This window comes from Kosakonia sp. WA-90 (genome assembly GCF_039871955.1).
Classification (GTDB): Bacteria; Pseudomonadota; Gammaproteobacteria; order Enterobacterales; family Enterobacteriaceae; genus Kosakonia; species Kosakonia oryzendophytica.
Genome location: NZ_JBDPLJ010000003.1, coordinates 454,629 through 473,678, shown reverse-complemented (window position 1 = coordinate 473,678; position 19,050 = coordinate 454,629). Strand labels below are relative to the sequence as shown.

Here is a 19,050-nt window from a genome sequence, read left to right as displayed (position 1 = left end):
CATTGATTATGAAAATATAATCACGAAATATGCATAAAAAATCACTGCATGGCAACCACAAATCACCGACTGAGGAAGTTTTTCAGTAGCTGATGCCCTTGCTCGCTCAGGATGCTTTCCGGGTGAAACTGCACTCCTTCCAGATCCCACTGTCGATGACGGATCCCCATAATTTCACCGCTTTCACTCCACGCCGTGACCACAAAGTCGCCGGATAACGTACGCGGATCGATAACCAGTGAATGGTATCGCGTGACGGTTAATGGATTATTAAGGCCGGTAAACACCCCAGTGCCATCATGGCTGATTGGCGAGGTTTTACCGTGCATCACTTTTGCCGCGCGCACGATCGTGGCGCCAAACGCCTGCGCAATCGCCTGATGGCCAAGGCAGACACCAAGAAGGGGACATTTTCCGGCGTAATGGCGGATCACGTCTAACGAAATACCGGACTCATCCGGTGTACAAGGGCCAGGTGAGATAACGATTTTTTGCGGTGCCAGCGCAGCGATATCCGCCAGCCCTATCTCATCATTACGTCTGACCTCTACGCTTGCCCCTAACTCGCAGAAATATTGATACAGGTTCCAGGTAAAAGAGTCGTAATTGTCGATAAGCAGGATCATGGCGGCCTCTGTGGTAGCAAACCGCGCTAGTTTACTCGCTTTCGCTGGCTTCGCTTACTACTTTGCTGAAGATCGCGCAGAGCGGCGCTAAATCCCCCATTGCTCCGGCCTGGTTCGCCGCCCCCCAGCGCGCAGGGTCGGCTTCCCGCCAGTCAAGCGAGAAATCAGCGTGCAGCGCCAGTTGTTCAAAGAAAATACGCTGCGCAATACCATTACCGAGGCGGAATGGATGCAGCATATTGATTTCACAGTAGAAGTGGGCCAGACGCTCGACAAATTCCGCTTTTTCCAGGCCACACAGCCACTCTTCGTTTTCCAGTTGCTGCATCAGCGCATTGCCCTCTTTCTCGATGTACCCGAAATGGCAAAAGCGTGTATCACCCTGATAGATATCGACCTCACGAAACTGCCCGGCCCAATCAAAGACGTCCTGATAGAGATGATGATGGATAGCGCACAAATGCGGCAGCCCCCGCGCAAGCGGGCCAAGCTCCAGCGTTGCCGCACGTAAGGCCGTCAATTCATACGCAGCCTGTTCCAGCCGTTGCGCTTGCCGGATGCCCAGCACATTACGCATCACGTTCAAACCGGGGTAGAGATAGGGATCGCGCCCGTCGCCAAATTTATCGCTCATAGTGCCTCCTGAGTTCATCAAGACGCGCGTTCGCTTCGGCGGTAGTGAGCGTCACCAGCGGGGTATCGACCCCCTCCAGACGCCTGCTGGCCTGGAAATTGGCGTTGCGCTGCTGCTCCCAGAGACGGGATTTTTGCCTGTCGGTGAGTTTTTTGGTCATAGCGCCTCCCTGTTTCACACAGTTGCCACAAGTATAAGCAGCAATTTTGCGTTACGCAGAGAAGACGAAGCAGCACGGGCCGGCTGACCCGTGCGGAAAAGACTTACGGCAGTACTTTAGCGGAGAGGATAACTATCGGTTTTGACGGGACATTCTGATAAGGACCGAAGTCATGAGTCTGTACCTGAGAAATCTTATCGGCGACATCCATGCCTTTCACAACTTTACCGAAAACGGCATAGCCAAAATCGCGCTGGCCATGATCGAGGAAGGCATTATCTGCAACGTTGATAAAGAACTGGCTGGTGGCGCTGTCTTTATCTGCTGTGCGCGCCATCGCAATAGTACCGCGGGTATTGCGTAAACCGTTGTCAGCTTCGTTTTTGATCGGCGGATTAGGCTGCTTTTGCTGCATCTGCTCGTTAAAACCCCCGCCCTGAATCATAAACCCCGGGATCACACGGTGAAACGTCGTGTTGTTGTAAAAACCGTTGTTCACATAATCAAGGAAGTTTTTTACCGACACAGGGGCTTTCTGGTTGTTCAGCTCCAGTTCGATATTACCTGCAGAAGTGGTGAGCAGAACATGAGGGTCGCCTTTTGCGGCGAACGCAGCAGAGGAGAGACCAGAAAGCGCAAAAACAGCCGCAACGGCCGCCAGAGTCGATTTAACCATTAGGTTTCCTTAACGAAGAGCAGTAAAGAAAGCGAGTGGCTTGATTCTAAAGAGCAGTCAGCCAGCAGGCCAGCCTTTTACTCAATTTTACGTATTTGGAAACATATGTAACACCAGGCAGCGCTTTGTAAAAGCATACTGCCTGATGAATCGCTATTTTTGTGCGTTATGACGGCTGAAAACCACCTCTTCACCGCCACAGTCCGTCTGTACCCAGGTTTGCGCCGGTTGCGTAGTGGCAATCACCCGCCCCTGGCGAATCGACCAGCGTACCGGCGCCTGGCAACGCACCGCGTCAAAGCCGCTTTCCACCGGTAAGATAATCATATTTGCCGGATTGCCCGGAACAATGCCGTACTCTGTCAGACCAAAGGTACGGGCGCTGTTATGGGTGATTAAGCGCAGCCCCTCATCAATTTGCTGATAGCCCATAAGCTGGCAAACATGCAGCCCCATATGCAGTACCTGCAACATATTGCCTGTGCCCAGCGGATACCACGGATCGAACACATCATCGTGACCGAAGCAGACATTAATCCCCGCGGCCAGCAGCTCTTTTACTCGCGTAATGCCCCGGCGTTTGGGGTAATCATCAAAGCGCCCCTGCAAATGAATATTGACCAGCGGATTAGCAACAAAGTGAATGCCGGAAAGTTTTAACAAGCGGAACAAACGAGAGGTATAAGCCCCGTTGTAAGAGTGCATGGCCGTGGTATGGCTGGCCGTCACTCGCGGGCCAATACCCATTTTTAACGCCAGCGCCGCGACCGTTTCCACAAAGCGCGACTGCTCATCATCAATTTCATCGCAGTGAATATCCAGCGGGCGGTCATACTTCTGCGCCAGCGCAAAGGCAATGTGCAGCGATTCGACGCCATACTCCCGGGTAAATTCAAAATGCGGGATCGCCCCCACCACATCCGCGCCTAACCGAAGCGCCTCTTCCAGTAACGCTGCGCCATTGGGGTAGGAGAGAATCCCTTCTTGCGGAAAAGCGACAATTTGCAAAGTTATCCATGGCGCCACTTCGGCTTTCACTTCCAGCATCGCTTTTAATGCCGTCAAAGAAGGGTCGGAAACATCAACATGGGTGCGGACATACTGCACGCCGTTGGCCATTTGCCATTTCAGGGTTTGCCACGCACGGCGCTTCACATCGTCGTGGCTGAGCAGAGCCTTGCGCTCGGCCCAGCGCTCAATGCCTTCAAACAACGTACCGGATTGATTCCAGTTCGGCTCCCCGGCGGTTTGTGTCGTGTCGAGATGAATATGCGGCTCAATAAACGGCGGCAACGCCAACCCGCCGCGCGCATTCAGCACCTCATAACTGTCGCTGTGCGACGACCCCATTGGCGTAATATCACCAAAGCGTCCGTTCTCAATCGCAATTTGCCACACACCATCGCGACCCGGTAAATGCACATTCTGGACTAACCAAAGCGGTGCTGTAGACATCACGCTACTCCCTCTGTTTTCGTCTGCTATTTCGGATCAGACGAGCAGGCAAAAAGACCTCTCTTTTTGTACACAATTTCTGCAAACCAGAAAAGCCTGTTATATCCACAACTTATAAAAACCAATAAAAATCAAACATCTACTCATTAAGTGGTATGCGAAGATGTATTTGATGCACATCAATAAGCCCCGAAGCTGAATCGTTAAGGTAGGCAGTAATAGAAAAGAAATCGAGGCAAAAATGAGCAAAGTCAAACTCGCTATTATCGGTAACGGCATGGTCGGCCACCGCTTCATTGAGGACCTCCTCGATAAAGCCGACGCGTCCGAATTCGACATTACCGTTTTCTGTGAAGAGCCGCGTAAAGCCTACGACCGCGTCCATCTCTCGTCCTACTTCTCTCACCACACGGCTGAAGAGCTGTCACTGGTACGTGAAGGTTTTTATGAGAAACATGGCGTTAAAGTGTTGGTCGGTGAACGCGCTATCACCATTAACCGTCAGGAAAAGGTGATTCATTCCAGCGCCGGGCGCACCGTCTGGTACGACAAACTGATCATGGCTACAGGTTCGTATCCGTGGATCCCACCGATTAAAGGTTCCGAAACGCAGGACTGTTTCGTCTACCGTACTATTGAAGATTTGAACGCCATTGAGTCGTGCGCACGTCGTAGCCGCCGCGGTGCAGTGATAGGCGGCGGCCTGCTCGGTCTGGAAGCCGCAGGCGCACTGAAAAACCTGGGCGTCGAAACGCACGTTATTGAATTTGCACCCATGCTCATGGCAGAGCAGCTCGACCAGATGGGCGGCGAGCAGCTTAAACGCAAAATCGAAAGTATGGGCGTGCGTGTGCACACCAGCAAAAACACCAAAGAGATTGTCCAGCAAGGCACGGAAGCGCGTAAAACGATGCACTTTGCCGATGGCAGCGCGCTGGAAGTTGACTTTATCGTCTTCTCTACCGGTATTCGCCCGCGCGATAAGCTGGCCACGCAATGCGGTCTGGAGATCGCGCAACGCGGCGGTATTGTCATTAACGACACCTGCCAAACCTCCGATCCGGATATCTACGCCATCGGCGAATGCGCAAGCTGGAGCAATCGAGTTTACGGTCTGGTCGCGCCGGGTTACAAAATGGCGCAGGTCGCCGTGGATCATATTCTTGGCAAGCAAAATGCGTTTGAAGGCGCGGATCTCAGCGCCAAGCTGAAACTGCTCGGCGTTGACGTTGGCGGCATTGGCGATGCGCATGGCCGTACACCGGGCGCACGTAGCTACGTTTATCTTGATGAAAGCAAAGAAGTCTACAAACGCCTGATTGTCAGCCCGGATAATAAAACCCTGCTCGGTGCGGTATTGGTGGGCGACACCAGCGACTTCGGCAACCTGCTGCAACTGGTGCTGAACGCCATTGAGCTACCGGAAAACCCGGACGCGCTGATCCTGCCGGCGCATGCCAGCAGCGGCAAACCCTCTATCGGTGTCGATAAGCTGCCGGATAGCGCGCAAATTTGCTCCTGCTTCGATGTGACCAAAGGCGACCTGATTGCCGCCATTAACAAAGGGTGCCATACGGTTGCGGCGCTGAAAGCCGAAACCAAAGCCGGTACCGGCTGCGGCGGTTGTATCCCTCTGGTGACGCAGGTCCTGAATGCAGAACTGGCGAAACAAGGCATCGAAATCACCAACAATCTGTGCGAACACTTCGCCTATTCGCGCCAGGAGCTGTATCACCTGATTCGCGTAGAAGGGATCAAATCCTTCGACGAACTGTTGGCGAAATACGGTAAAGGTTACGGTTGCGAAGTGTGTAAACCGACCGTTGGCTCACTGCTGGCATCCTGCTGGAATGAGTACATCCTGAAACCGCAACATACGCCGTTGCAGGATACCAACGATAACTTTCTTGCCAACATCCAGAAAGACGGCACCTATTCGGTGATCCCACGTTCCGCCGGTGGTGAAATCACGCCGGAGGGTCTGATGGAAGTCGGTCGTATCGCTCGCGAATTTAATCTTTACACCAAAATCACCGGGTCACAGCGTATTGGTCTGTTTGGCGCGCAAAAAGATGACCTGCCGGAAATCTGGCGTCAGTTGATCGATGCTGGTTTCGAAACCGGTCACGCCTATGCCAAAGCGTTACGCATGGCGAAAACCTGCGTCGGCTCGACCTGGTGTCGCTATGGCGTCGGCGATAGCGTTGGGCTCGGCGTTGAGCTGGAAAACCGCTACAAAGGCATTCGTACGCCACACAAAATGAAATTCGGCGTTTCTGGCTGCACCCGTGAATGTGCGGAAGCGCAGGGCAAAGATGTGGGGATTATCGCCACTGAGAAAGGCTGGAACCTGTATGTCTGTGGTAACGGCGGCATGAAACCGCGTCACGCTGATTTGCTGGCGGCGGACCTCGACCATGACACGCTGTTGCACTATCTCGACCGCTTTATGATGTTCTACATCCGCACCGCGGACAAACTGACACGTACCGCGTCCTGGCTGGAGAGCATGGAAGGCGGCATCGACTACCTGAAAAGCGTGATTATTGATGACAAGCTCGGCTTTGATGCTCAACTCGAAGCAGAAATGACTCGCCTGCGCGACGCGGTGATCTGTGAATGGACCGAAACCGTGAATACGCCAGCCGCGCAGACACGCTTCAAACACTTTATTAACAGCGATCGTCGCGACCCGAACGTGCAGGTCGTGCCAGAGCGCCAGCAGCATCGTCCGGCGACCCCGTATGAACGCATCCCGGTAACGTTAGTGGAGGAAAACGCATGAGTCAGTGGAACACCATCTGCAAAATCGACGACATTTTGCCAGCCACCGGCGTTTGCGCCCTGGTGAACGATCAGCAAGTGGCGATTTTTCGCCCGCGCCACGACGACCAGATTTACGCCATCAGCAATATCGATCCGTTCTTCCAGTCCAGCGTGCTGTCTCGTGGGCTGATTGCGGAGCATCAGGGCGAGCTGTGGGTTGCCAGCCCGTTGAAAAAACAGCGTTTCCGCCTGCGTGACGGGCTGTGCATGGAAGATGAAAGCCGCTCTGTCGCGCATTTTGAAGCGCGCGTTAAAGACGGTGCTGTACAGATTAAAGCGTGATACCCCGGCGGGGGTGCAATGCTCCCGCCGTTACTTTTTGATTTTTAAACTTTTCTTTTTAACTTTGGATAATCAACACGATGTTTACCGACACAATTAATAAGTGCGCGGCTAACGCTGCGCGCATTGCACGCCTCGCTTCACTAAATCCACTGGGTTTTTGGGTGAGTTCCGCGATGGCAGGCGCTTACGTTGGGCTTGCCATTATTTTGATTTTCACACTCGGCAATCTGCTCGATCCCTCGGTCCGCCCGCTGGTAATGGGGGCAACGTTTGGTCTTGCATTAACGCTGGTGATCATCGCTGGCTCTGAACTGTTTACCGGCCACACCATGTTTCTGACGTTGGGCGTTAAAGCAGGCAGCATTAGCCACACTCAGATGTGGACCATTTTGCCGCAAACCTGGCTGGGTAACCTGCTGGGTTCCGTTTTTGTTGCACTGCTGTACAGCTGGGGCGGCGGCGGCCTGCTACCGGTGGATACCTCTATTTTGCACACCGTTGCGCTGGCAAAAACCAACGCGCCCGCCTCGGTGCTGTTCTTTAAAGGCGCGCTGTGCAACTGGCTGGTCTGCCTGGCGATCTGGATGGCGATCCGCACCGAAGGGGCGGCAAAATTTATCGCTATCTGGTGGTGTCTGCTGGCATTTATTGCTTCCGGCTACGAGCACTCCGTTGCCAATATGACCCTGTTTGCGCTCTCCTGGTTTGGTCATCATAGCGATGCATATACCCTCTCTGGCATTGGCCATAACCTGCTGTGGGTAACGCTGGGCAATACTTTCTCCGGAGCCGTATTTATGGGGCTGGGTTACTGGTATGCTACGCCAAAATCAGAGCGCCCATCTGCGGTCAATACCGTGAAAAGCCAGCCAATAGCAGATAACTAATTTATCGGGGTAATGTCGTGGATCACTTACCAATTTTTTGCCAGCTACGCGATCGCCACTGCCTGCTTGTCGGCGGCGGTGATGTTGCCGAACGTAAAGCCCGGCTGTTAATGGACGCGGGTGCACGACTTACCGTCAATGCTCTCTCTTTTGTTCCCCAGTTCACCGTCTGGGCAGAGGAAGGCATGCTGACGTTGGTGGAAGGAGAATTCACCGAAACGCTACTGGATGCGTGCTGGTTGGCCATTGCCGCCACCGACAATGAGGCAGTGAATCAACGCGTCAGCGATGCCGCAGAAGCCCGCCGCATTTTCTGTAACGTGGTGGATGCCCCCACGCAGGCGAGCTTTATTATGCCGTCAATTATCGACCGCTCGCCGCTGATGGTGGCCGTTTCCTCCGGTGGTACGTCGCCGGTGCTGGCACGTTTGCTGCGTGAGAAACTGGAGTCGTTGCTGCCACAACATCTCGGGCAGGTGGCGCGGTTCGCCGGAAAGCTACGCAGCCGGGTGAAGCAACATTTTGCCACCGTTAGCGAACGCCGCCGTTTCTGGGAAAAATTGTTCGTTAACGACAGACTCGCGCAATCGCTGGCTAACCAGGACATGCCAGCCGTCAATAACATCACTGAGCAACTGCTGGCGGAGCCGCTGGATAGCCGTGGCGAAGTGGTGCTGGTGGGTGCTGGCCCTGGTGATGCCGGGTTGCTGACCCTGAAAGGTTTGCAGCAAATCCAGCAGGCGGATGTGGTGGTATATGATCGACTGGTCTCCGACGACATTATGAAACTGGTGCGCCGCGATGCCGATCGTGTGTTTGTCGGTAAGCGTGCAGGTTACCACTGCGTACCGCAGGCGGAGATCAACCAGATCCTGCTGCGTGAGGCGCAAAATGGTAAACGCGTCGTGCGACTGAAAGGCGGCGATCCGTTTATCTTCGGGCGCGGCGGTGAAGAGCTGGAAACCCTGTGCCATGCGGGCATTCCTTTCTCGGTTGTACCAGGCATTACGGCAGCCTCGGGGTGTTCCGCCTATTCCGGCATTCCGTTAACCCACCGCGATTATGCGCAAAGCGTCAGGCTGGTTACCGGGCATTTGAAAACCGGGGGAGAGCTGGACTGGGCCAATCTGGCAGCAGAAAAGCAGACACTGGTGTTCTATATGGGCCTCAATCAGGCTGCCACTATTCAGGCACAGCTGATTGCACATGGCATGCAGGAAGATATGCCGGTGGCACTGGTGGAAAACGGCACCTCGGTACAACAGCGTGTGGTCAACGGACGTTTGTCGCAACTCGGTGAGCTGGCACTGCAGGTAGAAAGCCCGGCGCTGATCATTGTTGGCCGCGTGGTGGCGCTACGCGATAAGCTGAAGTGGTTTTAAAGACAGAAAAAAGGGCAGGTTAAACCTGCCCTTTTATTTCGTCCGCGATTACGGTTTTGCCACAAAACCAATCGCTTCGTAGACTTTTTTCAGCGTTTCAGACGCACGGGCGCTGGCTTTCTCCGCTCCGTCTTTCATCACCTGCTGCAAGAAAGCTTCGTCATTGCGATAACGGTGGTAACGCTCCTGCAACTCGGTCAGCATGCCGGATACCGCATCCGCGACTTCACCCTTAAGGTGACCGTACATTTTGCCTTCGAAGTGTTGTTCCAGCTCAGGAATACTCTGGCCCGTCACCGCAGAGAGAATATCCAGCAAGTTAGAGACACCCGCTTTGTTGGCAATGTCGTAACGCACTACCGGCGGCTCATCGGAGTCGGTAACCGCACGTTTGATTTTCTTCACGACTGATTTTGGATCTTCCAGCAGGCCAATAACGTTGTTGCGGTTATCGTCCGACTTGGACATCTTTTTGGTCGGCTCCAGCAGCGACATCACACGCGCGCCAGATTTCGGAATAAACGGCTCCGGTACCTTAAAGATATCGCCATAAATGGCGTTAAAACGCTGTGCAATATCGCGGCTCAGTTCCAGATGCTGTTTCTGATCTTCACCCACTGGCACCTGGTTCGTCTGATACAACAGAATGTCCGCCGCCATCAGTACCGGATAGTCAAACAGACCGGCGTTAATGTTTTCTGCATAGCGTGCAGATTTATCTTTGAACTGAGTCATACGGCTCAGTTCGCCGAAATAGGTGTAGCAGTTCAGCGCCCAGCCCAACTGGGCATGTTCAGGAACGTGGGACTGAACGAAAATGGTGCTCTTCTGCGGATCGATACCACAGGCCAGGTAGAGTGCGAGAGTATCCAGCGTGGCCTTGCGCAGCGCCTGCGGATCCTGGCGCACGGTGATGGCATGCTGGTCAACGATGCAGTAGATACAGTGATAGTCATCCTGCATGTTCACCCACTGACGCAGCGCACCCATATAGTTGCCAATGGTTAATTCACCGGAGGGCTGTGCGCCGCTAAAAACGATGGGCTTAGTCATTTTTCGTTTCCTGATTTTCACTGTGCGGGAGCCCGAGTGCGGGCAGTAAATCTTTTAAGCTTTCAAACACGAAGTCTGGTTTGCTTAAGGTGATGTCTTCGCCGTAGTTGTAACCGTAAGTCAGCCCCACAGAGGTGCTGCCTGCCGCCTGAGCGGCGAGAATGTCATTACGCGAGTCGCCGACGAAAAGCAACTCATGAGTCTGAATATTGAGCTTTTTACATACCAGAAGCAACGGTTCCGGATGCGGCTTTTTGTTCACGACGTCGTCGCCACCCACCACAAAGGTGAAGTACTGTGCAATACCGAGTGCTTCAAGTAACGGTGCGACAAACGGCGTCGGCTTGTTGGTAACCAGCGCCAGAGGCAAACCTTTAGCCTGTAACGCCGCCAGCGTATCTGCGACATCCGGGAACAGAAAACTGCCCTCTTCCACCGTCTCTTCGTAGTAACGGTTAAACAGTTTTCGCAGCATACGAACCTGTTCTTCCTGCGGCACATCGCCGGTATCAACATCCGGTTTACCTTGTGCAGCGCGCTGGATAGCACGCTCCTGGCGTGACCAGTTAAACGCGCGCTCCATCAGTACATCGGCGCCGTTACCAATCCAGGTCACCACGCGTGCCTCTCCGGCCTGCGGCAACTCCAGCGCGTATAATGCGCTGTCTACGGCAGCGGTCAGACCCGGTGCGCTGTCTACCAGCGTGCCATCCAAATCAAAAGCAATACCCCGAATTGACTGCATTTTACTCATGACTTACCTTTGCCAGTTCGCTACGCATTTCATCAATAACTTTTTTGTAATCCGGTTGGTCGAAAATCGCCGACCCCGCGACGAACATGTCCGCCCCCGCGGCGGCAATTTCGCCAATATTGTTCACCTTCACACCGCCGTCGACTTCCAGACGAATATCAAATCCGGACGCGTCAATGCGACGGCGGACTTCACGCAATTTGTCCAGCGTGTGCGGAATAAAAGACTGACCGCCAAAGCCCGGGTTAACGGACATAAGCAAAATCACATCCAGCTTATCCATCACATAATCAAGGTAGCTCAGCGGCGTGGCCGGGTTAAACACCAGCCCGGCTTTACAGCCATGCTCTTTAATAAGCTGCAACGTGCGGTCAACGTGCTCAGACGCTTCAGGATGAAAGGTAATAATGCTGGCGCCAGCGGCGGCAAAGTCAGGAACCAGACGATCGACCGGTTTCACCATCAGATGCACGTCAATTGGCGCGGTTATGCCATAGTTGCGCAGCGCTTTCAGCACCATCGGACCAATCGTCAGGTTCGGGACGTAGTGATTATCCATCACGTCGAAATGAACGACATCCGCCCCGGCAGCCAGTGCATTGGCGGTGTCTTCACCCAGGCGGGCAAAATCAGCCGACAGAATCGAAGGGGCAATTAAATACTGTTTCATCCGCATCTCCTTGAAAATTGATAAGTCGGCAGGCTGGCGGCGCGGTGAAAGCAGGTTACCGGGTTGCCGGGCGGTAAAGCGCCAGCAATTCATCCACCTTTTTACGTGTGCCGCCGTTACTGCTAATACTGCGTCGCACTTTCACCACATGCAATTTTGCCTGACGGTACCACTCGCGCGTGAGCGCTGTATCGTGGTTGGAAATTAATACCGGGATCCGGTTCTGCACCAGGCTTTCGGCAATCGCCGCCAGATGCGCCTGCTGCTCCAGATTGAAACTGTTTGTGTGATACGCCGTAAAATTAGCGGTAGCGGAGAGCGGCGCATAGGGAGGATCGCAATACACTACGGAGTTCTCGTCGGCGCGCGCCATGCTGTCGGCGTAAGATTCGCAGTAAAAGAAGGCATTCTGCGCTTTTTCTGCAAAGTGATACAACTCTGCTTCCGGGAAATAGGGTTTTTTATAACGTCCGAACGGCACGTTAAATTCGCCACGCAGGTTATAACGGCAAAGACCATTGTAGCCATGACGGTTGAGATACAAAAACAGCACTGCTCGTCGGAACGCATCCTGGCAGGCATTAAACTCATCGCGCAGCGGATAGTAAACCACAGACTGATTGGTTTCTGGCGTGAACAGTTCCCGCGCATGATGCACATACTCATCAGCACGGTCTTTAACAATGTTGTAGAGGCTAATCAAATCGCTGTTGATATCAGCGAGGATATAGCGAGAGAACGACGTGTTGAGGAACACCGACCCCGCGCCGACGAACGGCTCGATAAGGCATTCGCCTTGTGGCAGATGCCTTTCGATATCGTCCAGCAGGGGGTACTTCCCCCCCGCCCATTTCAAAAAAGCGCGATTTTTTTTCATGCTGACTGATTGCTTATACTCTCTCCGGCTGTGGAGAAAGCTCCGACAGCATCTGCGCTTTAAACATTACTTCAGATCGGCCTGAACCTGATGCAGTGGTTTCGCCCATGGGTTCTTCGCCTGGACATCTGCTGGCAGTGCAGCAACCGCGCGTTTTGCATCATCTTTTGAGGCATACACACCGCTCACCAGCACATACCACGGCTGACCATTACGCGTGGTCTGATAAACAACGAAGTTTTTCAGATTTTCTTTCTTCGCCCACGCATTCAGGTTGGTGGAGTTCGAAGAACTGCTCAACTGCAACGTATAGTGGCTACCTGGCGCTGCTTTCAGTGCAGCGACATTACCGGTCGATGCTGCACCGCTTGCGGCTGGCGCAGCGCTCGCCGCTGGCGCTGTAACAACCGGCGCAGCAGCCGTCGCTGCCGGTTTCGGCTGAACTGGCGTTGCTGACGGCGCTTTCACCGGCGCAGTTGTCACGGTTTCAGTGCGTTTCGGCGGCTGAGCAACCGGTTTTGATTCTGCCGTTACCGCCGGAGCTTTCGCCTGCGGTTTCGGCTCAATTACCATTTGCTTGCGCTCAGGACGCGAGGCAGCCGTATGGTTTTCTGCCGTTGACTGTTGGCGGGCAGCGGCATTGCCATTACGCACCGGCGCAACCGTTGCCGGTTCGGTTGGCAGCGTGGAGTTTACTGCGCTGTCAATCTGCGACTGATTTTGCGGCTGCGACAGCGCGCTGTTCAGATCGCCCTGCACTTCGACACGCTGCTGACCTTCAGGGGCAGTTGACGTCTGGCCTTGCGACGGGGTTGATGAGATTGGCGGCAAAGAGACATCCTGCGATGGGTTACCCGCAGTCTGCGGTGCAGAAGCAGCACCTGGCGCTGGCTGAGCACCGTTAGTCTGCTCGGCAGCGCCTGGCGCACTCGCATTGCCATTATTTGCCGAGAGATCGATATTCTTCTCTGTCGGGGCTTGTTCGGTCGTGGAGGGCGCTGGAGACTTCAGCGCAGAGCCGATGCCGATAATCAGCAGCAACAGCACCAGAATACCCACACCCATCATCATGTACTGACGGGAGGCAGGCCTTGCAGCAGCGGCCGTTTTACGCTTACGTGGACGACGTTCTTCACGCTCCTCGTCCAGAGCGCCTTCATCCTCGTCATAACCCTCTTCTTCACGTGCCCGGCGGGTACGGGAAGGACGACGATCGTCGGTATCAAGATCAACATCATCAAAGTTAATCTGCGGCTCATCGACGCGATCGGAAGATTGACGAGAACGACCAGCACGACGATCGCTGGGATCGGGTTTCAGCTCGTCTTCTGGTTTGAATTCATCCATTTAACACCCCACTCAAAGGCGCATGCTACGACCTGCATAGCGCCCGAAGTTAAACGTCACGGCTTACCCGTGACCAGACCTTTCTAATTAGTTACGCTTGCTGGCAATCAGCAATAGCGGCCAGAACTACGTCGTGCGGCACTCCGCCGCGCACTTCACTCTTCCCTATGGCCAACGGGAGCACCAGGCGCATCTCCCCCGCCAACACTTTTTTATCGCGCATCATATGCGGCAAGTAGGCCTGTGCAGACATGTCACGAGGACCGTGCACCGGCAATCCTGCGCGTTCAAGCAGGGCGATAATACGCTGTGTATCGGCCTTGCTGAACTGCCCCAGGCGCTCTGATGTACGTGCCGCCATCACCATGCCAGCCGCAACGGCTTCGCCATGCAACCAGTTGCCGTAGCCCATTTCCGCTTCGATGGCATGACCGAAGGTATGACCTAGATTTAGCAAAGCACGCAGGCCCGTTTCACGCTCATCGGCAGCCACGACTTCTGCTTTCAGTTCACAACAGCGACGAATACAGTACGCCATCGCCTGGCCATCAAGACGCAATAACGCGTCCATATTCTCTTCAAGCCATTCAAAGAACGCGCTATCAAGAATAATGCCGTATTTGATCACTTCTGCGAGACCGGAGGACAATTCGCGGGCAGGAAGGGTATCCAGACAATCGAGATCCACCACCACACATGCAGGTTGATAGAACGCACCGATCATGTTTTTACCGAGGGGATGGTTCACCGCCGTTTTACCGCCAACGGAGGAGTCAACCTGGGAGAGGAGCGTGGTCGGAACCTGAATAAAACGCACGCCCCGCTGGTAGCTTGCCGCCGCGAAGCCGGTTAAATCACCAATCACCCCGCCGCCAAGCGCGATCAGCGTGGTGTCGCGCCCATGAGGTTTTTGCAACAGTGCGGTGAAGACCGTATCCATTACTGCCAGACTTTTGTATTGCTCGCCGTCCGGCAAAATAACACTGTCGACCTTCACCCCAGCCTGCTCAAGCACACGGCGAACGTTATCAAGATAGAGCGGAGCCAGTGTTTCGTTGGTGACCAGCATAACCTGATCACCAGACTTCAGCGGCGCGAAGGAAGCTGGATCGTTAAACAAACCAGCCGCAATGGTGATAGGGTAACTACGTTCCCCGAGAGTGACGGTAATCCTCTCCATGACGCGACATCCACCTTAGTTGCTTAAACCCGCAGGCCTTGTATTAAGCCAGAATTAGTTGCCTTCCAGCATATGAATAATCTGGTTTGCGACCACTTTAGCGCTCTGATCGTCGGTACGAATGGTCACGTCCGCAATCTCTTCGTACAGCGGATTACGTTCGTTGGCCAGCGCTTCCAGCACTTCGCGCGGCGGTGCGTCCACTTGCAGAAGTGGGCGTTTTTTGTCACGTTGCGTGCGAGCCAATTGCTTTTCGATAGTGGTTTCCAGATAGACCACTACGCCACGGGCGGAGAGACGATTACGGGTTTCGCGAGATTTCACAGAACCGCCGCCGGTTGCCAGTACAATGCCCTGTTTTTCCGTGAGCTCATTGATGATTTTTTCTTCGCGATCGCGGAAACCTTCTTCACCTTCAACGTCGAAGACCCAGCCCACATCAGCTCCGGTGCGTTTCTCAATCTCTTGATCAGAATCGTAAAATTCCATATTGAGTTGTTGAGCTAACTGGCGCCCAATAGTGCTTTTGCCGGCACCCATAGGCCCAACCAGAAAGATATTGCGTTTCTCTGCCATTTTTTTGGTACTACTAAGACTATTCGTTGATGATAAACCCGCTGCGCAGACACCTGGCGTAGCAGGACATGAACTGAAACCTCATATGCGATAGTGCGAGAGTCAGATCGAAAATTATCTCAGTACTCCGGCTTGTTTGGCAACACATTAAATTACCAGTCGGGCGCGGATACCTGTTCAGGCGCGACGGAGACCACTGACGCTCAAATCGGTACTCCTTGTAAGCTAAATCATCCCTCACGTCAAACACCTGAACTAAGTTCCGTAGAAAAAGGGGGGTAACGGTGGGATTAATGTACCGATGCCAGTCGCGGTGTAATAAACACCACCAACTCGCGTCGTTCATTATCCTTTGCATCGTGGCGAAACAACCGCCCGAACCCTGGGATGGTGCCGACTCCGGGAATCCGGCTTTCGCCAGCGGTCTGCTTTTGCGAGAAAATGCCGCCCAGCGCCAGCGTATCACCGCTTTTCACCTCTACCTGCGTTTCAATTTCCTGTTTATCAATCGCCATCGTTTCACCACCGGCCTGTTGCAGGATCTGGCCTGGCATATTCTGACTAATGCGCAGCTTTAAGCGCACACGCTTATCAGGCAATACCGTGGGCGTGACGTCCATACCCAGCACCGCCTCCTTAAATTCCACTGACGTCCGTCCGCTTTCGCCGCTGGAGACCTGATAAGGGATTTCACTACCTTGCTTAATGCTGGCGGGCTGGCGATGTGATGCCAGAAGCCTTGGACTGGCAATGATCTCCAGTTGCTGCTTTTGTTCAAGCGCGGACAGTTCAAGCTCCAGCAAACGGGCGTTGATACTGCCAATATTAAATCCCACCCGGGTCGAAGCCGCCGGTACAGACAAATCGGCAGACAGCGCGCCAACCTGCCCACGTGCCGTCGATTCCGCCTGTGCTAACCCCCACTTCACCCCCAGCTCGCGCAGGCTTTTTTCATTAATGGTGACGATATGTGCCGCCAGTTCAACCTGCTCAACCGGCAAGTCCATTTGCGCCACCCATTTTTCCAGCGCCGTCACCCCTTCTTTATTATCACGCACCAATAAACGGTTAAGGCGCGTATCCACTGTGATTGTCCCTTGCGGGCTCAGCATCGCTCCCCCGGCCTTTGCCAGCTCTCCGGCATCAGCATAGCGCAACACCACGCTGCGGCTCAGGACAGGGGCATTCTGTTTACGCTTTGCCTGCGCTGCCTCCCGTTCCGCCTGCTGTTGCTGTTGCCGCGCCGCTGTGTGCGCCAGCCAAATATTCCCTTGTTGGCTCAACGTGAGTCCAGCACTGGCGGCGACAGTTTGCAGCGCCTGCCGCCAGGGAACATCCACCAGATGCAACGACAACGTGCCGTTAACGTCCGGTGGGATCACCAAATTTTGATTTTCCAGTGCGACCAGCGCCTGCAGCACTTGCGCGACGGGCGCGTCATCCACCGTCAGCGTCACCGGATTCGGTGTTTGTGCGCAGACGATCGGCAAACTGAAGCACGCGGCGCTGACTATCCATTTTTTCATCCTGATCTCCTTCTCGTTTCCAGCGCCATTCTGCTGGCACACAGTGTTCTCCCAGGGCTATTCGTATGCCATGTTCGTCGACAGCAATAACACGCCAGCCGGTTGGCAGCCTGTCTCCCTCGACGACCCGGCGCCATCGCCCGCCGTCATCACGTAAAATGCCGATGCTTTCCTCCCCCGCTACCACCCCATGAACACGCCAGCTTGCAAGCTGCCCCGCAAGGCAGGTATCCCGAGGAGGCTGAAAGGGATCGCGCATTCCGCTAAGCAGCAAACAAAGCCCTCCGGCGCAGAGCAGGCGTTTAGCGGTCATGATCATGCTCCAGCCCCAATGTAAAGCGCAGCCCATTTCCCTCAGTCACCAGCGAGAAAGACGGAACCCGCATGTCGCGCTGCGCCAACATCAGGAACGTCCCGGTAACCCGCGACCACTGTGTTTGCAGCACCATTTCCCCACCATTTTGCGCAGGCTGCCAACGGACCAACTGTCGTTCGTGGGTATGAAAATCCAGCGGAGTAAACGGAGACGATGCGACCTCGGTAGCGCTTTGCTGCGGAGGCGTGATATCGCGTACTTTACGCCACTGCGCACGCAGCGCACTTTCATGCGTCTCCTGCTGAATGAGCAGTTGCACTTGCCTGTCTTTTAAAGGGGAAACCGCCAGCCACCACGCCAGCATTAGCCCGCAACAGGCCCCAGTAAGCCAGCACGCAAAGCGCAAGCGTGGCGTCAAATCAAACCAAAAATCAGCGTTAAGGGGCACGAAGAGGCTCCTTACTCAATTGGTAATGAAATTGCCATCGCCCTTGTGCATCGCGCACCGTTGTCCCCGAGGGCTGTAGATGGAACCCCGGGATAGCCCGCAGCATCGTTTCAAGGTCGTTTAATGCGGCAAATACTCTCGCCAGGCCCGACAGTTCCAAACGCCCCTGCTGCCAGCGAAGCTGCGTCAACCAGGCTTCCTGCGGCAGATTTTCCGCCAGCGCAGAGAGCATTGGCTGCCAGTCCCGCGTCTGCTGTCTCCGCTGCGCCCGTGCTTGCGCCTGCTGCCATCGTTGTTGCCTGAGCAGCAGCGGCTTCTCTCCGGCGACCAGCGCCGCCAGGACGTTTTCGTCCGATTGTCGCCAGATTGACGCCTGTCGAAGATCGGCAGCAACACTCACGCGCCAGACTATACTGCCAGCGACCAACAGGAATACCGTGCTTGTGAAGGTTACCGCCCATAGCCGCGCAATGCGCTGCCGCCTGCGCCGTCGCCAGGGTAAAAAGTTGACCAATTGCGACATCAGCACCTCCCGGCAAGCGCCAGCCCGAGCGCAACGGCATAGCTGGCCCCGGCTTTGGGCAGCGGAGGCTGGCGCCACGGAATAACTGACCAACAATCGAATTCGCCTTCCGCCTCGCCGCAAAGCGCGATTTCGCCAGTGGTCAGCCCAAGCAGCGTGGCCAATTGCGCGACACTGTCAGCCTCTTCCAGACCCCGTCGCCCCCAGCTCTCTTTTGTGGCCCACAGCCATTGTCGTTCATCACGCCAGGCGAGGCAGCGAACAGGAGGAGTAAGCCAGGGTAAAAGCGGTTGTAGCGCGGCCGCATCGGGCGTAATAAAGGAAAGATTCAACGAGAGCGACTGCCCCAGGCTCAGTAATGCCGCGACGTCTTTATTTTGCGCGGCGGTCACGCCATAGACATTTCCGGGTTCGTCTTCAGTGAAGTCGAAGCAGAGATCGCTTTCCACCATTTCCAGTTCCCGCGCAACGGAATGCGAAACCCAGCCGGACAATTCCCGTTCGCGCAGTGAGATAGCCAGTCGCGGCAACTTTCTTTGCAACGTTTGCCCGGCTGGAAATGCCATACGTACGCAGTGCCGCTGCGGAAGCGCGTGACGCCAGGGGCGCAGTACAGTCAAAAGCTGTTCGGGGGATTTAATGCGCCCTTGCACAATCACGCCGTGAGGCAGCGGTAAATGCCACCAACGGCGTAGCGTCTGCCCGCGCCGGCCAGCGGCGATGGCGACGCTGAAGATGCCATCTTGTTGAATATGCAGACCAATCTTCCATTGCCTGAATGCCATAAATTACGATCTCCTTATCGTCTCTCTGGATGACGCTATATCAATGCATCAGGCTTGCCTTTAT

The 19,050-nt window shown here is 54.7% G+C and carries 21 protein-coding genes; 4 read left to right on the top strand and 17 right to left on the bottom strand.

Features of this window, described 5'->3' with window-relative positions; translation table 11 throughout:
• Positions 1-62: 62 nt before the first annotated feature.
• The 5 genes from pabA to ABGA49_RS08675 all read right to left on the bottom strand — a co-directional run bounded on the left by pabA (position 63) and on the right by ABGA49_RS08675 (position 3,551).
• Positions 63-626, bottom strand: a complete 564-nt coding sequence (gene pabA / locus ABGA49_RS08695; protein WP_061492890.1) for an aminodeoxychorismate synthase component 2 — start codon at positions 624-626, stop codon at positions 63-65.
• Positions 627-657: 31 nt separating this feature from the next.
• Positions 658-1,260, bottom strand: coding sequence for a putative adenosine monophosphate-protein transferase Fic (locus ABGA49_RS08690; protein ID WP_088236861.1), 603 nt, complete (start codon positions 1,258-1,260; stop codon positions 658-660).
• Positions 1,250-1,420 (bottom strand): YhfG family protein, encoded by a 171-nt coding sequence (locus ABGA49_RS08685; protein ID WP_071889841.1) that lies wholly within the window; start codon positions 1,418-1,420, stop codon positions 1,250-1,252. The genes ABGA49_RS08690 and ABGA49_RS08685 overlap by 11 nt, the downstream gene beginning before the upstream one ends.
• A gap of 103 nt (positions 1,421-1,523) precedes the next feature.
• A complete protein-coding gene (gene ppiA, locus ABGA49_RS08680; RefSeq protein WP_061492888.1) occupies positions 1,524-2,096 on the bottom strand; it encodes a peptidylprolyl isomerase A in 573 nt (190 codons plus the stop codon).
• 153 nt (positions 2,097-2,249) lie between these two features.
• Positions 2,250-3,551 carry a cytosine deaminase gene (locus ABGA49_RS08675; protein WP_347665437.1) on the bottom strand — a complete coding sequence of 434 codons (1,302 nt, stop codon included), beginning with the start codon at positions 3,549-3,551 and terminating at the stop codon, positions 2,250-2,252.
• 241 nt (positions 3,552-3,792) lie between these two features.
• Between ABGA49_RS08675 and nirB the strand changes: the two genes are divergently transcribed.
• The 4 genes from nirB (at position 3,793) to cysG (ending at position 8,931) form a co-directional block, all read left to right on the top strand.
• The gene (nirB, locus tag ABGA49_RS08670) at positions 3,793-6,336 is read left to right on the top strand and encodes a nitrite reductase large subunit NirB (RefSeq protein WP_347665436.1); all 2,544 of its coding nucleotides are present in this window, start codon (positions 3,793-3,795) and stop codon (positions 6,334-6,336) included.
• A complete protein-coding gene (gene nirD / locus ABGA49_RS08665) occupies positions 6,333-6,659 on the top strand; it encodes a nitrite reductase small subunit NirD (RefSeq protein ID WP_061492885.1) in 327 nt (108 codons plus the stop codon). The genes nirB and nirD overlap by 4 nt, the downstream gene beginning before the upstream one ends.
• An 80-nt stretch (positions 6,660-6,739) precedes the next feature.
• Entirely contained in the window at positions 6,740-7,549 is an 810-nt protein-coding gene (gene nirC / locus ABGA49_RS08660) for a nitrite transporter NirC (protein WP_088236864.1), read from the top strand.
• A gap of 17 nt (positions 7,550-7,566) precedes the next feature.
• Complete coding sequence (cysG, locus tag ABGA49_RS08655) at positions 7,567-8,931, top strand: siroheme synthase CysG (protein WP_347665435.1); 1,365 nt, start codon at positions 7,567-7,569, stop codon at positions 8,929-8,931.
• Between the two features lie 48 nt (positions 8,932-8,979).
• On the opposite strand, the gene trpS is transcribed toward cysG, so the two are convergent.
• The 12 genes from trpS to ABGA49_RS08595 form a co-directional block, all read right to left on the bottom strand.
• Entirely contained in the window at positions 8,980-9,984 is a 1,005-nt protein-coding gene (gene trpS / locus ABGA49_RS08650) for a tryptophan--tRNA ligase (RefSeq protein WP_061492882.1), read from the bottom strand.
• Positions 9,977-10,738, bottom strand: a complete 762-nt coding sequence (gene gph / locus ABGA49_RS08645) for a phosphoglycolate phosphatase (RefSeq protein WP_061492881.1) — start codon at positions 10,736-10,738, stop codon at positions 9,977-9,979. The genes trpS and gph overlap by 8 nt, the downstream gene beginning before the upstream one ends.
• Positions 10,731-11,408, bottom strand: coding sequence for a ribulose-phosphate 3-epimerase (rpe, locus tag ABGA49_RS08640; protein WP_347665434.1), 678 nt, complete (start codon positions 11,406-11,408; stop codon positions 10,731-10,733). Before rpe ends, gph begins: the two co-directional genes overlap by 8 nt.
• A 55-nt stretch (positions 11,409-11,463) precedes the next feature.
• Complete coding sequence (gene dam, locus ABGA49_RS08635) at positions 11,464-12,285, bottom strand: adenine-specific DNA-methyltransferase (protein ID WP_061492879.1); 822 nt, start codon at positions 12,283-12,285, stop codon at positions 11,464-11,466.
• 66 nt (positions 12,286-12,351) lie between these two features.
• Complete coding sequence (damX, locus tag ABGA49_RS08630; RefSeq protein ID WP_061492878.1) at positions 12,352-13,632, bottom strand: cell division protein DamX; 1,281 nt, start codon at positions 13,630-13,632, stop codon at positions 12,352-12,354.
• Positions 13,633-13,723: 91 nt separating this feature from the next.
• Positions 13,724-14,812: a 3-dehydroquinate synthase gene (gene aroB, locus ABGA49_RS08625; RefSeq protein ID WP_347665433.1), complete on the bottom strand. Its 1,089-nt coding sequence runs from the start codon at positions 14,810-14,812 to the stop codon at positions 13,724-13,726.
• A gap of 54 nt (positions 14,813-14,866) precedes the next feature.
• Complete coding sequence (gene aroK / locus ABGA49_RS08620) at positions 14,867-15,388, bottom strand: shikimate kinase AroK (protein ID WP_061492876.1); 522 nt, start codon at positions 15,386-15,388, stop codon at positions 14,867-14,869.
• 290 nt (positions 15,389-15,678) lie between these two features.
• Complete coding sequence (gene hofQ / locus ABGA49_RS08615; RefSeq protein WP_347665432.1) at positions 15,679-16,914, bottom strand: DNA uptake porin HofQ; 1,236 nt, start codon at positions 16,912-16,914, stop codon at positions 15,679-15,681.
• The gene (locus ABGA49_RS08610; RefSeq protein WP_071889837.1) at positions 16,826-17,227 is read right to left on the bottom strand and encodes a HofP DNA utilization family protein; all 402 of its coding nucleotides are present in this window, start codon (positions 17,225-17,227) and stop codon (positions 16,826-16,828) included. Before ABGA49_RS08610 ends, hofQ begins: the two co-directional genes overlap by 89 nt.
• The gene (locus ABGA49_RS08605; protein WP_347665431.1) at positions 17,217-17,678 is read right to left on the bottom strand and encodes a hypothetical protein; all 462 of its coding nucleotides are present in this window, start codon (positions 17,676-17,678) and stop codon (positions 17,217-17,219) included. Before ABGA49_RS08605 ends, ABGA49_RS08610 begins: the two co-directional genes overlap by 11 nt.
• The gene (locus ABGA49_RS08600) at positions 17,668-18,201 is read right to left on the bottom strand and encodes a PilN domain-containing protein (protein WP_347665430.1); all 534 of its coding nucleotides are present in this window, start codon (positions 18,199-18,201) and stop codon (positions 17,668-17,670) included. The genes ABGA49_RS08605 and ABGA49_RS08600 overlap by 11 nt, the downstream gene beginning before the upstream one ends.
• On the bottom strand, positions 18,201-18,986 hold the full coding sequence (locus tag ABGA49_RS08595) for a DNA utilization protein HofM (RefSeq protein WP_088236870.1): 786 nt from the start codon (positions 18,984-18,986) through the stop codon (positions 18,201-18,203). The genes ABGA49_RS08600 and ABGA49_RS08595 overlap by 1 nt, the downstream gene beginning before the upstream one ends.
• Positions 18,987-19,050 lie beyond the last annotated feature (64 nt).